This is a genomic window from Botrimarina colliarenosi, assembly GCF_007859955.1.
Taxonomy (GTDB): domain Bacteria; phylum Planctomycetota; class Planctomycetia; order Pirellulales; family Lacipirellulaceae; genus Botrimarina; species Botrimarina colliarenosi.
The window spans coordinates 416,648-435,358 of record NZ_SJPR01000004.1; the positions used below are offsets into that span (position 1 = coordinate 416,648).

Here is an 18,711-nt window from a genome sequence, read left to right on the forward strand (position 1 = left end):
AATACCGTGCCAATTACCGTGCCACGAGGCAACCGCAATTGACGTAAGTCCTTATGAGCCCGGTGGGACTCGAACCCACGACCAACGGATTAAAAGTCCGTTGCTCTACCGACTGAGCTACAGGCTCGCTCGCCGCCCCATCGGGGGGCGGCTCTCGGTAGGACCGGCGAAAGGGCGCCGGTGTTCACCGAAGGCGTAGTTTAGTCCACCAACTCGTAGCGTGCCAAGCGAGGGTCCGCCACGCGCCCGGTCAGAGCGAGCGGACGATCACCCGGCCCGACGCGTCGCCGCTCACCAGGGTAGAGGTCCCCGCGGGAGTCACAGCGACGTCGAGTCGCGTTACCCGGTCGTTATGACCCGCATAGCTCAGCAGCGGCCGCGCCGTCACGCCGTCGGTCGACAGACCCGAGACCTCTAAGAGCAAGACGCGGCCGCTATCGACGCCGGTCAGCAAGCGGTCGCCGGCAGGCGTGTAGGCGACCGACGTGACCCCCGCTTGGTCCGCCGGGGCGAGACGCCAAGCGCCGGCGTTGCGGCGGGCGATCCAGAGGGCGCCCGACTCGGTCGCGAGAGCGAAGCCCTCCCCGTCGGGCCGAGCCGCGATCGCGAGCGGAGCGCCGACCGTGGGCGGGAAATCGACTTCCGTAGGCGCGCCTCCCCCGACCGGGACGATGGCGACCCTGTCGGGCAACGCGACGAAGACCTTGCCGCCAGCCGACGCGAGCGCGACGCAAACGCCGGGGAGTTCGTCGACGACCACGCCGATCGATTGACGGGTGGCGGCGTCCCACCGTTCCAGACGCGTCGCGCCGCTGCCGGTTGTCTGCGCCACCAACCACTCGTCGCGACGTTCGCCCATGGCGATTGCTGTTGGTCGCGATCCCTCGCCATACGGGCGCTGCGAGACGAGGTCACCCGCGGCGTCCCAGGCGTCGATCGAGCCGACCGTCGTCAAAGCCGCCAACCCGTTATCGTCGGCGCCGGATACGAACGCGAGAGGTCGCGGGCGGGAGGTCACGCGGGTCGCCACAGCGTAGCTGCCGCCGTCGCTCGGTCGCCACTCGACGACCCCGTCACCCCACACCAAGAGGCCCTCCGGTTCGGCAGTGAGTCCCGTGAGCTTCTCTGTCGAGGCGACGGACGATTGCTTTGTCCACGACGTCGCTCCCCGCTGCATGAACGCGATTTCGCTTGCCCTGGTTCCTTCCCCGAGGACGACGAGTTGTTGCGTGACCGGGTCGATCGCCGCATCGATGGCTGAGTCGAGGGCAGAGCCGGCCGTGGCGACCGTCCGGAGCGTTTCGTCGAGAAGAATGGGCGTCACCAGCCGACTGCCGCGACGTTGCACGGCGAGCACGCCTTTGCCGTCGTGTGGCGTGAGACGGACGATCGGCGCGACGCCGCTCGCGCCTGCGGCTAAGAGGGTGGTTGTCGGATCGCCCCCCTCCATCGGCCAAGCGGCGAGGAGGCCCACTGTGTCCCCCGAGTAAAGACGTTTCGATGCGGGGTCGTAAGCGAGCGAGCGGATCGGCCGCCAATGGGGTCGGAAGGACGAGCGGACCAACTCAATTCGGCCCGTTTCGGCGCCCCACAAGAAAACCTGGCCGTCGCGCAAGCCAACGGCGACGGTTGCGCCGCGCGGCGTCTGCCCGTGGAGTGGCTCGATCGCCGACACCCGGGCTTTTTCATTCCAAAGCGGGATCGGCTCTCCGCCATCAAGCGAGAACGCCATCGCGACCGCCCGGGAGTCGCGGGCGTCGATTTTTCGGCCAGCGCAGGCGGCGTAGAGAAGTCGGCGTTCGTCGTCGTAGGCGACGATTCGCCGTTCGCCGAGATCGATGGATCGCCGCAGCAGACCCGTTTGTCCGTCCCACAGGCACGCCCGGGCGATCGCGACCGATCGCGGTACGCCATCGAGGTCTTGAACAGTCCGCGAATCGGCGGCAACCGTTAGTAGTTGGGGGTCGGTCCCGCCGATCCGCCACGCCTGCATGTCGCGGTTGTCGGCGTGCCCGGCGTACTGCGTCACGCTCTGAGCAGGGAGGGCGACATCCGCCCAGCGACGCACGAAGCCGGCTTCGTCGGCGACCGCCAGGGTCCCGGCTCCGCCGTCGCCCGGTTCGAATCGCATGGCGACGACGCCGGAGGTCGCCTCGCCATCGACGGCGTACTGATCCGGCGCCACGCGTACACGCCACCGCACGACGCGGCCGGCCTCGTCGCTGCTGACCGCTTGGCCGTCGCCGGTGACGGCAAGCGAGAGCACGCGTTGGTCGTGGTAACGCCGCTCGACCTTCGTCGCCTCGCCCTCGAGCCGGGTCGGAGAACGCTGCACGAGGAGCGTATCGCCGCCAGCCGACAGCAGGACGCTCTCGTCCTCGGCGTAGGCGATCTGCTCAACCGCGCCGGCGTGCGTCGCCGTCAGACGGGTCGGCCGGGCGTCGAGAAATCCACTGCCGTCGAGCCGCGACGCCGTTGCGGGGCGTTGCTGGCCGGTCGCCTCGTCGATGACGATCGCTGGCTGATCTTCTGCCGGCCACCAGCCGGCCACTTCGTAAATCGCGCCGTCGGCGCAACCGTAAGCGATCCTTCCGCGATCGTCACTCGACATCACGGCCCCCGTGATATGGGGCGAACCCGAAGCGACTTCGCTGTGGGAATAGGTCTCGCGGGAGTCGAGCGTCCCTGAGTCTTGTGTCCGCCAAAGGACGATCCGCCCGCGATCGTCCACTGAGAACCGCTGTTGGCCGTCGGGCGAGTACCCCACGGCTGTGACCGAGCCGGCGTTCACCACCGGGTCGGTCCGGTTGAGTCGCAGCGTGGCGCCCTCGAGCCGCCAGCTGGTGACGCGCGAGTTGGCGTCGCCGACCAGGAGCTCCGGGCGGTTCGGGTGGAACGCGACACACGCCGCGTCGCCGGCCTGCTTGGCGTCGATGACCTCGATCGGGGCGCTCGTTTGGAGGTCCAGCAGACGCAGCCCTCCCCCGACAAGGGCGGCGTAGCGACCGGCGCCGTCAATCGCCAACTCCGTTATCGGCGGACCCTCAACCGTCAACGGACCCGCGGCGACGCCCTCTCGGTAAACCGTTAGTAAAATCCGGCCCCCCTTGGCGTTGGCGGCGGTCACGAGCGTCGACCCATCGCTCGACACCGCGGCGTACGTGGGCCCCACGGCGGCGGCTTCGCCTACCAACTCGGTCGCTTCTGACCGCCAGTCGATGCGTCGGCTCAGCGACACCCATTCCGGGTCGTCCGTGCGCTCTTGCGGGATCGAATCCTGGGTGGCCTGCATCTCCTTCCAAGCGGCGAACACGCCGTTGTCGGCCAGCACGGCGCGGATGCGTCCCAGCGCCGCGTAGTAAGACTGTTCACGGGCCTCCTGCGACTTTGCCTCGGCGAGGCGGATCGCGTCGGCCGCTTCTTGCTGCTTCTCATCGGCCAAAAGGGTCGCTTCTTCGGCGGCCTTCGCCTTGCTGCTCGCGAGCTTGGAAAGCCGCTCGACTTCTACCGTCTTCGCCGCCGCCTCGTCGGTCTTGGCGGCGGCGATCAGGGTCTGTTCCTCGGCGATCCCTCGCTGCGTCTCGGCCTCGGCCGCGAGTTGCGTCGCTTCGGCTTCACGCTGCTGGACAAGTTTTGTTTTGTCCTCGAGGTCGGCCGTCAAGCTGATCGCGTCTTGGCGCAGAACGACGCTATACGCGATGAACCCCAGCGCCACCATCAGCGACGCCGCCGTGGCGTACTGCAGTGTTTTGAACCAAGCGAGCCGCGACTTCCGCGACTTTTGATCCTTAACGATCGACGCCCGCAAGGCGTCGTCTTCACCGGTCGGGTCGTCGAGGAGCGACAGCGCCAGGTCGAAGTCGCCGTTGCGATAGGCCGCCTCACCGAAGCTACGCAGGGTCCGTTTAAGCCGGCGGCGCGCCTTGCTATTCTCGCTCCACAACTCCAGGGCGTTTTGGTAGCCGTGCTGGGCGCGCGAGTAGCAGGCGTAGACTTCGGTCGCGTCGGCGCTGGGCGACTCGACCAGTTTCTCGGCGGAGCGGAGCTCTTGCGAAGCGCGGCGTGCGATCTTAATGCTCTGCGCATGCGCCTGGTACGCCTTGATCGCCTCAATGAACTCGAGGGCCGACGTGTGGCGGTTCTCGGGGTCGGTCGCCATCGCCTTGTAAGCGATGTCGAGCAGCTCGCTGGAGCGCTTGACCTTGACGATTTCGTTCTTCGCGGCGGCCTTCAGGCACTCGAACGTCGTCTTGCCGCGATGCGGCGCCCGGCCGGTGACGATCTTGAAGAGCAACGCCCCCAGCAGATAAACGTCGCAGTACGTGCCCGCCGGCATGCGGCGCCGCGACGACTCGACCTTGCGTCCGACAACGCGTCCCTTCGCGTAGTCGAGGTACTCCAACGCCGTCTCGGGCGGCATGTAGATCGGCGTCCCCGCGGGCTGGATCTCGGACCCGTCGTCGAGCCGCGCCGCGAGTCCCCAGTCCATCACCAGGACCTCGCCGAACGCCCCCAAGCGGACGTTGCCCGGTTTGAGGTCGCGGTGCAGCACGTTCTTCGAGTGGGCGAACGCGATCGCCTGCGCCACTTGAATCAAGATCGCGAGGTTTTCCTCCTCGCTGAGCCCCTTGATCGAGTCCTCCCAATCGGCGCCCTCGACGAACTTCATCGCATAGAACGGCAACCCGTCGGCCGCGAGGCCCAGGTCATGGAGCGGCGCGATATTAGGGTGCTCTAGCTGGCCCGTGATGACCGCTTCGCTAATGAACTTGTTGCAGTCCGACACGCTGGCGCCGAGGTCCGACTTGATCTGCTTGATCGCGACCAGCCGGTTGAGCGATTGCTGGCGGGCCTTGTAGACGACGCCCATTCCCCCCTTGCCGGCCTCGCCGACCAGGGCGTAGTCGATGCCGAAGGGATCGGCCCCCTCCGGCGCCGCGAGAATGAACGCCCGCAGCCGGACCGACTCGTCGCCGACGATCTGCGAGTCGCCCGGCTTCATGAGCTGCGAGCCGCGTCCCTCTTCGAGCGGGCCACGGGGAATCGTGCCTCCGCTCGAAAGCCCCGTGATGTCGAGTGGCTGCGGTGTGCTGACCCGATCGCTGCGACGCTCGGAGTCGAACGCCAGCGTCGCTGAGTCGCGCTCGGACGAGCCCGCCCCCTCGGCGTGGGTGCTGGGAGACTCGGTCCGGTCGCCGGCCGAGTCGCCGCCAGCCGAATCGCTCGATCCCGAGGCGCCCGAATCGGAGAGGCCCGCCGCGAGGAGATTGGGGTCGACGGGCAAGGTGGCGTCCGACGGGGGCTGAGGCCGACCGCCATCGAGTATTCCCGGCCTGCCCACCATTTGGGTCAGGTCGGGGGCGTCGCTGTCGCTCGGCGCCGGCTTGTCGGGACGCGGCGTCGGCTCTTTGCCCCCCAGCGCCATCGTAAAGTCGGCGCCCGAGTCGTCGTCCGCTTCGCGATCGAGCCGCTCGAAACTGCCGAAGTCAACGGTCGCGTTGAGGCTCTCGCCCGGGTCGCGGGCGGCGAGGTCGGCGTATTCGTCCTCGTCATCACTCAGCAGCAGGAGGTCCTCGGACTCTTCGCCGGCGTCGTACCGCTCGCCGAAGGCGATCGTGACGTCGTGGGGATCGTCGTCGGACGCTTCCTCTGAAGGCTCTCCGTCCGAGGCCTGGAGCGTGGCGTCGCGCGGCTCGTCGCCCGAGATATCCTCGGAAGCCGACTCAAGCTCCGAGAAGCCCGAGTTGGCGAAGCTCGAGCCGCCGAGGCTCGACGAAGAGCCCCCCGCGTCGGGCCGGGCGGTCTGGTCGGCGGGCGACCCGCCGAGACTCGAGAGACCGAAATCGTCCGAGTCGGTGGCGAGCGGCTCGCCACACGAAGGGCAGAACAGGTCGCTGCTCCCCTTGAGCGTTTCGGCGGTCAGCTCGGCGTCGCAGTGGGGGCAGTGGATCATTGTGACGTCTCTTCGACGAACCGTTGGCGGCGTGGTGGGACCGCTCCCCAGTCTAGTCGGCTGAGGGGGTTACCGCCTCTAAATGCCTTGTTTTCTGCGTCTTCAAGCCAGACGAACGAGCCGGCGTAGCCAGCGGGCGAGCCAGCCGCCGAGCGTTTCGCGCCCGGTGACAACACGGGCCTGACCGATCGCCCCCGGCTGGAGCAACGGCGACGAGTCGCCGCTCAGCTCGACGGTCAGCCGATAGGTGGCGCCCCGTTCTAGCGGTCCACGGAGCCCTTCCTCGACACGACGCTCGGGGTCGGCGAGGTCGGCGTCGGCCGCCGCCAACGCCACGCTGGTGACCTCCCCCTGGAAGGTCTCCCCCGGCGCGCGATCGAGCGCCACGCGGACCGGCGCGCCGAGCCGCACCAGACCGCTATCGTCTTCGCTGAGCAACAGGACGACTCGAACCCCCGCGCCGGCGACGCGACACAACGGTTCGCCCGCTTCGAGCCAGCAACCGTCGTTCGCCGGGTCGAGCGGCGCGCCGCTCCAAGTCGGGAGATCGCCGTCAGGCGTCTCGGCGTCGGCAGTCGCCGTTCTCTGCGCCGGCGGATCGACACGCCCCGCGATCGGCGCCCGCAGACGGCGGCGTTCCGTCAGCTCGTCGTGCGACCGAAGCTGCCGCCGCGTCTCCGACCGCATTGGCTCAAGGCGGGCGATCTCCGCCAGCAACCGGGCGTCGCGTTGCGACCGTGTCCGAAGGCCGTTGATCTGTGCTTCGAGCGACGCCTCGCGTTCGAGCAGCTCGAGCCGCCGGAGTCGCGCGTCGGCGTCTTCCAGTTCCGCCAGCAGCTGGCCCGGCTCGACGACGTCGCCGTACCGGACGCGATGGCTCAAGACGCCCGAGCTACGGGCGACGACATCCGCGAACGACTGACTCTCGACCCGGCAGACGCTGTGGAGCGTTTGATCGAACGAAATCGATGCAATCCCCCACAACGCTACCAGCCCCAGAACGACCGCCACGCCGAGTCGTAGGCTGATCCCCAACGCCCGGCCATGAGGCCCCTTTGGCGTGACGGCGGCGAGCGCTCGAACCATCCCGAAGACGACCCCTGTCAGTGTTAACGCGACGACCAAATCGCCGGCGGCGCGGAACCCGGCGTCTGTCAGCGCGAGGTGCGTCACCCACAAGATCACGGCGAGCAGGCCCCAGCCGTAAACCGTGGACGCCAAGGCATACAACGCGAGCAGCCAAGGCGATGCGGGGGCGGGCTCGGGCGGGCGCATCTCGCCCCGTATCCAGCGACGCACCGGACCCCAGAGAGTTTCGCGGCTCGCTTGGTGCAGGTTGGCGACCCCCCAAAGGTCGGCCAGCACGTAATAGCCATCGAAACGAAGCAGCGGGTTGAGGTTCACCAAGAGGGTCGAGACCGACGCCACCCCCACCAGGTAGAGCGCCAGCACACGCGTCGGCCCCGGCGCCAGGACTAGCCACGCCGCCGCCGCGGCGACGGAGAGGATCAACTCAAAGTAAACCCCGGCGAGCGCCACCAGCGTCCGGCGCCATCGGCTCGGCAAGGTCCAGGCGTCCGACGCGTCGCAGTACAAACACGGCATCAGCGCCAGCAGAAGCACGCCCACCTCGTGGCACTCCGCCCCCATCCGCCGACAAGCCAGCGCGTGCCCCAACTCGTGCCACGCCTTGGCGATCACCACCGCGGCGACCGCCAGCGCGGCGTGGCTGGGGTCGAAGAGATCGAGCAGCCGTCGGAGTTCGAGGGCGAGTTCCTCGGCACGTCCCACCAGAGTAACGCCAACCATGATCGCGGCGATCAACAAGGTCGCAGCGAAGCCACGGCTGAAGAGGAGCCGCCCGAGAGGCGTCAGCCAATGCAAGAGCCGTGTGGGGTCGAACCCAGGCAGCCGGATCGCCAGCGGATTGAGCGCCGGCGCCCACCAGGGCGACTGACCAACGGCGCGTTGCGTCGCGGCGGAGACCGCACTTGGCTGGTCGGATTGCAGCAGATCGCAGTCGTAGAGCGACGCGCAGAACCCCAGCACTTGGGCGCCCGTCGCCCGTTCATTGGGGAAACGCCCTTGGAAACGGCGTGTGAGCTCGCCGATGGTCATCGGCTCGCGGAGCGTCTCTAGCAAGAAGCGCTCGCGGTCGCCAAGCCGGAAGTACTCAAGCGACAGCGGGTCTTTGACGACGGTCGCTTCGCCGCTGGCGGACAGCAGCAGGTCGCGTCGCGCCCGGAGGCGGCCGTTCGTCAACCAGGCGGCTCGATTCACAGAATCGCTCGGTGGGACGGCGGGGGGTTTTACTTGACCGACAAGGCGTCGGATTCGATCGGCGCGTCGAGGATCACGACCCGCGCCGTCAGCCCCGGTCGCAGCCGCATCGCCCGGTTGTCGATCTCGGCCCAGAAGCGGACCTTCGAGTCGACCGGCTCCGCCTCGGGGCTAACGAACACCACACGGCCGGTCGCGCGGAGGGTCTCGCCGCTAGGCAGGTCGGCTTCGACCGTCACCGGCCGGTTGACCAACCCCAACAAGGCGTCATCGATTCCGACGTACCCCTCGGCGCGGAGGCGGTCGACCCGCACGAGCCTCGCCAGGGGTTCCCCCGCATCGACCCACTCGCCCGAATGGCGGTACACCTCGGCGACGACGCCGGCGATCGGCGCCGTCACGCTCATCCGCTCGACGCGGTGCTGCGCCAGCCGCAAGTCGGCCTCGATCCGTTTGAGCTTCGCCCCCAGCAGGTCGCGCTCGAAGCGGGCGAACTCGATCTCAAGCTCGGTCCGCTCCATCGCCAACCGCAAGCGGTCGACCTCTTTGATTGAGACCGTGTTTGGCAACTCGGCGTTGATCGACGTGGCGCGGATCAGCTCCGCCTCGGCGACTTTGTTTTCTTTCTCGGCGAGGCGGACGCGGACGTCGCTCTCGGACTCTCGCTGCGCCAGCAGGAGGTCTTGCTCGATGACTTCGGCGGTCAGCTGCTGTTCGCGGGCGTCGACCTCGCCGATGCGGTCGCCCCGTCGGACCCGCGCGCCCTCGTGGATCGACAACTCGCGGAGCACGCCCGCTTCCGGGGCGGGGACCTTCACTGTCTCGGAGACGGTGAGGATCGACGAGGCGACGGAGACCTCGGCGGCTTCAAGCGACGCCGATGAAAGGCAAAGAGCGAGCGCCAGCGTCGCGGCGCAAGCACGCCACGCTTCAGAACCAGCGACGACGGATTGCCTCGATCGCTTCATGCAGCCAGACGTAAGCCAGGGAGTGTTCACCACAATCGATCTTAGCCGAGACCCCCAATCCGCTGCGAGGATTCGCCCGGGGGGCGTCGTCGGGGTCCACGACAACCCGCACAACCGGACTCCCCTCGGCGTCGGCGTGGGTCGAGGGAGCGACCGACGCCACCCGGCCCGTGTGGGTCGAAGCCGGGTCGGCCCGCACCACGTACTCGACGAGAAGCGGCTCGCCCATCTCGTGGGCACGTAGCAGCGGCCCCGTCCGGTGGTCGGGCGCCTCGAGCTCGATCCGCCAACGCCCCTCGGCGGCGATCTCGAGCAGGCGTTGCCCGCGCCGGACCGGCCGGTCCGCCAGGTAATCGTCGGGGCGCCAACTGACGACGTCGCCCTCCAGCGGGCTCGCGACGACGAGTTTCGCCGCCTCGGCCTCGAGTAATTCGCGTTGACGCTGTTGATGGCCGAGCCCCTCGCGCAACGCCGCAACGCGGCTAGCGAGCGTGGTGGCGTCGGCGGCGTCTTCGTTGCGGCCCGGCAGCGACGCCCGCAGTTTCTCGGTCTCGAGCGACGCGATCTCCGCCTCGGTCGCCGCGATCGCCTCGGCCACCTCTTCTTGCTTGAGCAGCAGGTCGGGTGACGCGAGCCGAACGAGGGGCTGGCCCACGGTGACGTGATCGGCCTGTTTGACGAGGACCTCTTCGACAACGCCGTCGAGCGGCGCAAACACCCGCGCGTGGTCAATCGGCTCGAAACGGCCGTCGACCGGCAGCCAGAGCGTGGCGGGCGTCGCCATCGCGATGATTGCACCCGCGGCAAGCAGCCCCGCCAGGACGAGCGCCGTCGCCGTCCGACCGAGGCGCCATCCGCCGCCGGCGCCGTCGCGCTGGGAGGCGACGCCGAGGTGGCGGGCCAGCGCCGCGAGCAGGGCGTCGGCCTCCGGATCGATCGCTTCGTCGAACCACTCGGCCATCAGAGCCAGGCGGGGGCGGCTCGGCGCCTCGTCGGCTTCGGCGGGTGGTTCGCAGGGCAGCACGCGGAGAGCCCGGACGCCCGCCGCGTCGCAGTAACGGTCGACCTGTTCGGCCAACTGCGGAGGCGGTTCGGCGCCGGTCGGAACGGGGACCACCAGCGGCTCGCCCGCCGCGAGGCCCGCCTGCGTGAGCTTTTCGATGCGGCGTGCCGCGTCGCTGCGGCGACTCACCTGCTGGACCCCACTCACCGCAACGATCCGCCAACCGCCGCCTGATGGAGCGAGCACCGTCAGCCGGTCGCAGCCGGCGAGCAGGCGCCCTTGGTCCGCCGCTTCACGGGCGATGGCTGAACGTCCCCGCCGCGAGTGCAAGCGGACGAGCAGGTTTTCGACACGGGCAAGCCGCGACTGGGCGGCGGCCACCCGGTCCGCTTCGCGGCGGAGCTCGTAGCGGCTAGCGATCTCGGCGACAGCCGCGGCGAGTTCAACGCTCCGTTCGGGAGTCGCGGCGCCATCGCCAAGCCGTATCGCCAGCACGCCGACGACGTCGCTGGCGCCCTCGACAGGAGCCACAACGGCAGGGGCGCCATTTTCGCCAACGACGATGCGAGGGATTCCGTCGAAGCGGACCCGTTCGACGCGCTCGGAATCAATCAGCGGCGTCGCTTTGCCGGGTTGCGCCGGCCAGCGTGTCGGCAGGTCGCCGCCACTTGCCAGGGGGAACCATTCCGCCGCGTCGCTCCCGAGCGCCATGGCGGCGGCGGGGAGCAGCTGGCGATAGAACGCCGCGGGAGCGTCAGTCGCCGATGTCGCGGCGAGACGGTCGAGGTCGTCAAGGAACGCATCGACTTCCGTCATCGACTCTTGGGCCCTCGCCACGGAGGGCCGGCGGCTCGCTAGCCGCCGTGCTTCCGCCGCTGTCGTTTCAATCGAGTAAACGCCACGCCATCGGCGTCCAGTGTAAACGGTCCGGTCTGATCGAGGCGACGCCGCCAGACGCCAACCGCGGCCATCGCGGCAAAAGCGGCGTTGCCGGCGGCCCTACGTTCGGCGCCACCGGTCAAGTCAGCCCCGAGCGGGCTGTCGACCGGCTGGATCAGCGGCGCCGCGGCGTCCACGGGATCGCCGACGGCGTTCCCATCGGCTCCGTCAATCGGGCCCTCTGGGGCGACTGGGTCAACCGGGACGTCGATCGCATCCACCGGCGTGGCGGCCGCTTCCGACTCCCCGTCGTCCCCCTTCACCCACTCTTCGAGCAGTTGTTCGCTCCGGGGCGTCACCACCTTGATGATGTAACGGCCCTCGGAGTAGGGCCCGTCGTCGATCTCGTCGCGGATCTCTCGCAAGAAGTTCCCCTCGGCATCGTCGCGAGACTGGGGCCACGACTCGCCCGGGATGTCGGTGAGCCACTCGTTGTCGCTATCGACCCGGCCGTAGAGCACCTCTTCGGCGGTCGAGGCGACGGCGGCCTTCCCGATATCGACGCTAGTTTGTTGTCCCGTCGCTGTCGGTTCGCTCCGGGCGACCGGCGTCGTCACCGGCTCGTACTCTTGCGGCAAGTCCGGCTGCGAAATGAGGAAGTACCCCGGAGGGGGCAGCGTGATGATCCGCGGGGCGATCACGAAGCTTGCGCTGTTGAGATCGCGGGCGCCCCCCTGGTCGTAGAGGTTGATCGCCGGGTCGTTGTAAACGCGGACGGTCGTCGGCAGCGTGTCTTGCGCGGGGTTGCTGGGCACGAACTCGCGCGAGTAGAGGTGCCGCAGCGTGCCGACGCGGAACTCCCCCTCGAGCTGCTGGTACTCGTAGCCGGTCACGTCGGGATCGGCGACGTTCGATTCGATCTCATTGCGAACGACCTGGGTCAGGTCGGCGTGCTCGGTCGTACCGGGGACGCTGGTCGAACCGACCTCGTTGACCGGTCCGTTCGGGTCGCGCGGCAGGTCACGCGGGTTCGCCTCGCTCGCCTCGCGGATGTCGGCCACGTCGGCCCACTCGATCTCGACCAGCAAGTTATCTTCGCCGCGCGAGCCGAGGGCGAGCGTCAGCCGTTGCTCGAAGTCTTGGTCGGCCCGCACGAGGCCGGTGGTCGCCGCGTTGGCCCGTTCGCTCGAGGGGTCGAGGATCGCCCGCGGGCCGTACGAGTCGACGCCGTCCTGCGCCGCGACGCTCGTCACGACGCCCGTCTTGCTCTGCAACTTGGTCGTGCGGTAGACGACCGACTCGGAACCTTGCTGGTCGGGCTCGACGGTGTCGATCGTCAACGCCCCGGCGGCGACAGCGGTGAAGACGCCCCCCGCCATCTGCACGACGGTCGCGTCGGGCGAATCATCGCCCTGCCGGCCGCGGTTGGTGAAGAGCACGTCGCCGCCGTCCTGCGTCGCCAAGTAAGCGTTGCCGACCTCATCGACAACAAAGCCACGGGCCGCGTCGGCGTCGACCGCTCGGCCCGCCGGGTCGGCGACGTCGCCTACCACCACGTCGCCAGTGACGATGACGATCGCCGAGTAAGCGTCGTCGATGGTCCGCGCGACCGCGACGCCGGTGTTGGCGTTCGTGCCGTCGCTGCGAGTTTCGAACAGCTGGGCGTTGTCCCCGGTCGACGTGAGCAAGTCCTCAAAGCCGCGATCGGTGCGCGGCGTCGTGCCGGCGGGTACGGGCCGACCGCGGTCGGGGTTTCGTGGCGCCTGATCGGGCCGGCTGCCGTCCACAGGGCTGTCGATCTCGACGATCACCGGCGTGACCACCGAGTTGTTCGGCGTCGGGATCGCGGCGACTTCGAAGCGGTCCGAGATCGTCCCTCCCGCCGCCAGCGGGCTACCGATCGACTCGGGAGCGCCCGCCTTGATCTGCAGGTTCGGGGCGCCGTCGGTGCTCGTCACCTCGAGCAACCGCAGCAACACCGCGCTGTTGTCCGAAGCTACCGAAACGTGGGAGGCCGACAGCGGAGTCAGCTCGCCCCGGTTCACTTGCGAAACGGCGTTCTTCGCCGACAGATAAAACACGCCCGCAAACTGCCCGTAGCCCGCCAAATTCGGCAGCGCCTCCGAACCGGTCAGAACGTTGATTGCCGAGTCGGCCTCGACCGAAACGCTGTTCGCACGGACTGCCAGGTACTGGGCGTCGTCGAAGATTTGCGTGTTGGTGATCGAGAACTTTGCCGGTCCGTCGCCGAGCACCACGTCGCCCAGCGGCGCGTCGTCACCTGTCGCGAAAGCGTTCAAGGCGACCGTATTCTCAATGGTAGTTGTGGCGTCGTCGTCGTCGCCAATCGAGCCGATGGCGAACAACTCAAGGTCGCTTGCCAAACTCTGGCCACTGGCGACCATCGTGTCGTTGTCCTCCGCGAATCGTGCCCTTCCGCCATCGACCTGAAAGCGGAGCGACCCGGCCTGGAAAATCGCCGCTGCGGGGGCGCCCGTCTCGGCGACGCCGACATCGACTCCCTTGGCGCCCGGCTGCACGACCTCGAACGACGCGACGCCGTCAACAAGCAATTGATTGGCCGACCCCGCATTGGCGAGAACAATCACCACCGTGTTGGAAAGGTCGCCGGTGGCGAGGACACGGAACGTCGCGTCGCCCGTTATTTGCAAGTTGGCGGTTGGCGAGTCGGTGATGACGCCGTTGGTTTGCAGCAACAGCTCGTCGGCCAGACTGGCGTCGCCCGTCGTGTTGGTGAGAAGCGTGCCGTTGTCCTCGGCGATCCGCACCATGCCGCCCGGCGCGCGGAAGCGGAGCGAGCCGGCCGTAAATGTCGCGTTGGCCGGAGCGCCACTTTCGATCACGCCGACGTCGATCCCCTTAGCGTTGGGGTTGGTCGCCGTTTGCACGACCTCGAAGGTCGCCAGCCCGTTCACGACCAAGCGATTCGCGGCTCCGCTGTCCGCCAGCTGGATCGCCTTGTTACCTGAGACCCCTGCAATGGCAAGAACCCGGAACGTCGCGTCGTTGAGGACAACCACCGCGGCGCCGGGCTCGTCGATGATCGCTCCCGCGGCGGCGACTTCGAGAGCGCCAGCCGAGCTCTGAACCAGACCCGCCGATTGCCCAAGGACGCCGCCCGTCAGATCGCTCCACTCGGCTAGTTGGACGCCGTTGTCTTCCGCGATCCGGATGAGGCCGCCGGTGTTCGAGAAGCGGATCGCCCCGGTCTGGAATGTCGCCGCAGCCGGCGCGCCGGTAGTGGCAACGACTCCTAGGTCCATGCCCCACGCCCCCTGCGAAATGAAGGATGCGTCGCCCCCGACGAGGAACGAATTGGGAGAACCGGCCGTGTTGTCGTCCGCGAGCCGGATCGCCGTGCCGCCGACGCCGACGTTCGCCGCCTCCCTGACAAGCAAGGCGGCGTTTTCGGTGATCGCCACCCGGGCGTCGATCGCGTCGGTGATCGATCCGACGGAAACGAGATCGAGCGAGCGCGCCGAACTTTCGGTCGGTGTCGGCGAGCCAATCAGGGGTGACAGACCTGTCGCGGGCCAACCGGCGAGCACCGTCCCAGGATTCAGGCCATAGGTCCCACCCCCGAGGGTCACCGTACGGGCCTCGGCAACACGAACGTCGCCGGTGGGAGCTGAAAAACGAATCGAGCCTGCAGAGAAGGCGCCTTCGGTGGGCGTGCCCCCACTGTTGACGCCAACGCTGACGCCCTTCCCTTGCGTTTGCACGACAAAGGTGGCGACTCCTTCAACGACAATCCGGCTGCTTGCGGTGTCCGCGACGTTGATCCGCCAGGGATCGCCCGACACCCCTCCTTGTGAAACGAACGTCGCGTCCCTCACACGCAGCATCGCGGTGTCGGCGTCGGTGATCGATCCGGTCGCCAGCAACTCGAACGATCCTGCCCAGCTCAGGTCGCTGATTGCTGCCGTCCGAATCAGCCCGATGTTCAAGTTGTTCCATGAGCCAAGCACCGCCGGGCTATCCTCCGCGACGAAGACGTCGCCTTCGATCGCATGGAATCGAAGTGTGCCGGCGTTGAACGTCGCTGCCGCCGCCGCGCCGGACGTATCGACGCCGACTCGGATATCGACCAACAGGCCGCCTGCAGAGACGAACGTCGCGGCGCCCGTCACGAGGAGTTGATTCGACCCGCCGCCATTGGCGAGGTCGATCGCCGCCGTGTTCGGGGGAAGAGAATCCTCGCCCGTCACCCGGAAGCCGGCGTCACCGGTCACTTCGATAATGGCGTCGGCCGCGTCCGTGAGGGGACCGTCCGAGACGATTTCAAGCGACTGCGACAAACTGCGGGAGGGCGGCGAGGCGAGCTGTTGCGACGCCACGGGTCCCGTCCAGCCAGCAAGATGCGTGCCGGGGGTTTCGGTGTAGGCGACTTCTTTGAAGGTCGCGTCCGCATCCTCGGCGATCCGCACCGCGGCGCCGGGCGCGGAAAAGCGGAGGCTCCCCGCGACGAACTCCGCGGCGGCCACGGTGGTTGCGTTCGTCACGCCAACCGACACGCCGGCTGACGCCACGAAAGTCGTCCGACCATCGACGATGAGCTTGTTGTTCGCCGCCTGATCGGCGAGCGTGATGGACGACCCGCTCACGAAGCTCGCCGAAGCGGTGGGGTCGTAGACGCGGTCGCCCGTGGCGTTGCGGCCGGTCGCCAGCACGACCGCATCGACCGCGTCGGTGATAGCGCCGCTGGAGGTAATCTCGATGGTCCGCGCTTCGTTCGCCATCGGCGGCGTGGCGATCAAAGCCGACGTCGATCCCATCGGCCAACCCGCCAAAATGGTGGCTCCGTCCTCCGCGATGCGAGCTAGGCCACCCGGCGCGGCGAAGCGTAGGGACCCTGACTCGAAGACGCCCGCGGCGGCCATGCCAGTCGGAATGACGCCAACCGTCAGGGTGCGTCCGAGTCCGGCAACAAAGGTCGCCGAGTCCGCAACGATCAAAGAATTGCCAGCGCCACCATCGACGAGGACGATGTCTTCCGCGGCGACAAACGTAGCGGATCCACCGCGGGCGCCAACGCGAAGGTCCGACGTCGATTCGTCGCGTATTGAACCCGCTGAAGCGAGTTCTAAATTGAGCGCTCGACTCATCGTCGGCGCGATTCCCACGACGATTGGGGACAGCGGGTCGGCGTCCCAGCCCGCCAACAGCACGCCGCTATCCTCGGCGATCGTGACGCCGGTGCCCGGGGCGTAAAATCGAAGGCGGCCGAAATTCAAATCGGCTTCTGCAGGTGTCGAGGAAGGCGTAACACCAAGCAGCAACCCAGGCCGTGAAATCCCAAGGGTCGTCACAAAGGTCGCCAATCCGTCGACCGAAAGCGTGTTGTTAGGTCCTTCGTTCGCTAGGTTGATGACCCCGCTAGCGAAAAACGTCGCATTCGCGGTGGGGTCCGTTTGGGGACTGCCGTCGGCCGCGACGCCCGTGACGATGACCACGGCGTTGGAGTCGTCAGTAATCCCGCCGGCGGAGTACAGCTCCAGCGTTTGGGCGGTGCTCGCAATCGGCGAGGCGGTGATCGCGGCGAACGCCTCCGTCGAGACGCCCCAACCGGCCAAGACCGTGTCGCTGTCCTCCGCGATGCGCACCGACGCCCCCGGCGCCGAGAACCGCAGGCTACCCGCATTGAACAACGCGACGGCGGGCGCACCGTTGGCGGCGACGCCAACGTCGATCCCCTTCGGCCCGTCATACAGAGGCGACGCGGTAGCAACTGGCTCGACGATAAAGGTCGCGACGCCTTCGATGCGGACGCTGCCTGTCGTTTGATCGGCGAGCACAATCGCCTGCACGAGTCCGCCATCGGCGATCAGCGCGGCATCCGAGACGATAAAGGTCGCGTCCGGGGCAAGACCAACCGACTCGCCGCCGCCGACCGTCATTTCCGCCCCCGCACGGTCCGTAATCGGGCCAGCCGACACCAGCCGCAGTTGCTGCGCCGTCACACTGTCAAGGTGCGTGCCCGCTTGTGAGCCGTCGCGGTGCGGCTTGAACGTACCGCCGTCTTCGTAAACGGTGACGGCGCCACCGATTGCCTTGAGGCTGCCGAAGTTCGCCGTCGCCGCATCGTCGACCGCAATCTCAAAGCGGTCCTCAGGCGCCTCCCCACCGGTTGCGACGAGCGAAACCAATCCGCCCGCCTCGAGTTGTCCGGCGACGTGGATTCCGCCGCGGGCGGCCATGGCCGGGTCAACGATTCCACCAAACACCACCGCGTCGTCACGCCAGATCACATAGTCGGCGCCGTTGACGGCGCCGTCGCCGTTGGCGTCGCCGTCAGAACGCATGGCGCCCGAAGCGATCACGCCCGACGCTTCCCAGATGGCGTAGTCGGCGGCGTCAATGACTTGGTCGCCGTTGAAATCCGCGCGGAAGTCGGCGTACGACGAGGTCAACGAGGCGTCGCTCTCAACCACAATCCGCGCGCCGGCGCCGACCTCGATCTGGCCCGCCGTGGTGAGACTGAGGTTGTACGCCTCGATCGTGCCCACGATGGTGGTCGGCGACCCGTTCGCAACGTCTTCAAGCGTCGCATCTTCTGAAATCAACACGTTGGCTCCATAGGCGTTGATGGAGCCAAACTCGGTCCACCCCTCGCCACCGATCAGCACATCGTGGACGCCCGCCGGCTCGGCCGCGTCGAAGGTCGCAACGCCGCCGATCACGAGGCGGTCACCCGGCGTATCGGCGAGTTGGATGCCCCCTTGGCCGAGTTGCCCCACCGTATCCCGCCAGACCGTGTAGTCGGCGGCGTCGACTCGGCCATCGCCGTTCGCATCGCCGTCGTATTTCGACGCGCCCGTTGTCATCCCGTACGCGGACGCCCAAAGAGCGTAGTCGCCGTCGTTGACGAAGCGGTCGCCGTTGAAATCGCCCGCCGGACTCGCAGCGCGAGAGATGAACGTGGCGTTCCCCGTCACGTTAATCTGGGTGCCGGGGGCGTCGGTGATCGAGCCGAACGCAAGGACTTCGATGTCGCCCGAAACGCTGATGCTCGACATCACCGTCCCGGAGGGCGCCACCGCGAGGCGGAAGCCGTCGGACGGAGCTGTGAGCAACGCGAACGGCTGCTGTTGCCCAACCGCGGACGGTCCGACCAGTGTGACGGGCCCGGAGAGTGCTGAGAAATCGACGTCACCGAAGCGGACGTCGAGCGGCCGCCCCAGGTCGTTCTGCACCACCAGGCCGTCGTCGAGCGACGCCAGCAAGCCGCGGTCGATCGAGAGGGTGTTCCCCTCGATCGCGACCCCCACGGGCAACTGCTCGACCGGGGGCTGCTCCCACCCACCCGAGTTGGTGAACTGGTAGGCGTCGTCTTGCTGGGTGATCGCCAGCGTGTCGCCATCGGCGCCGTCGAAGCCGCTGAGAACTAGTCCCGACGCGGTGAGCGTAAAGTCGGCGCTAAGGACGCGCCGGCGCTCGAGCCGCATGATCCGCAGAGGTCGCGGCCCCGGCGGGCGGGCCGGCCGGGCGAACAGCCCCTCGACCGCTTCTTCCCAGTCTTGCCGGGCGCGAGACAACAGCCGCCGGACGGCGCGAAACGGGTCCATCGAGGAGCGCCTGAGGGGCTTGGCGTGACGCGGCCGCGGCGC

Annotated in this window: 5 protein-coding genes and 1 tRNA gene; all 6 read right to left on the reverse strand. The window is 68.0% G+C overall.

Going from position 1 to position 18,711, the window contains the following annotated elements:
• Window positions 1-54: 54 nt before the first annotated feature.
• The 6 genes from Pla108_RS15740 to Pla108_RS15765 all read right to left on the reverse strand — a co-directional run bounded on the left by Pla108_RS15740 (window position 55) and on the right by Pla108_RS15765 (window position 18,669).
• A tRNA-Lys gene (locus Pla108_RS15740) sits at window positions 55-127 on the reverse strand.
• Between the two features lie 123 nt (window positions 128-250).
• Complete coding sequence (locus tag Pla108_RS15745) at window positions 251-5,953, reverse strand: protein kinase domain-containing protein (protein WP_146445912.1); 5,703 nt, start codon at window positions 5,951-5,953, stop codon at window positions 251-253.
• A gap of 102 nt (window positions 5,954-6,055) precedes the next feature.
• Window positions 6,056-8,233, reverse strand: coding sequence for a site-2 protease family protein (locus Pla108_RS15750; protein WP_146445913.1), 2,178 nt, complete (start codon window positions 8,231-8,233; stop codon window positions 6,056-6,058).
• Window positions 8,234-8,262: 29 nt separating this feature from the next.
• Entirely contained in the window at window positions 8,263-9,201 is a 939-nt protein-coding gene (locus Pla108_RS15755; protein ID WP_146445914.1) for an efflux RND transporter periplasmic adaptor subunit, read from the reverse strand.
• A complete protein-coding gene (locus Pla108_RS15760) occupies window positions 9,164-11,020 on the reverse strand; it encodes a biotin/lipoyl-binding protein (protein ID WP_197526611.1) in 1,857 nt (618 codons plus the stop codon). The genes Pla108_RS15755 and Pla108_RS15760 overlap by 38 nt, the downstream gene beginning before the upstream one ends.
• Before the next feature lie 38 nt (window positions 11,021-11,058).
• Window positions 11,059-18,669: a hypothetical protein gene (locus Pla108_RS15765; RefSeq protein ID WP_146445916.1), complete on the reverse strand. Its 7,611-nt coding sequence runs from the start codon at window positions 18,667-18,669 to the stop codon at window positions 11,059-11,061.
• Window positions 18,670-18,711 lie beyond the last annotated feature (42 nt).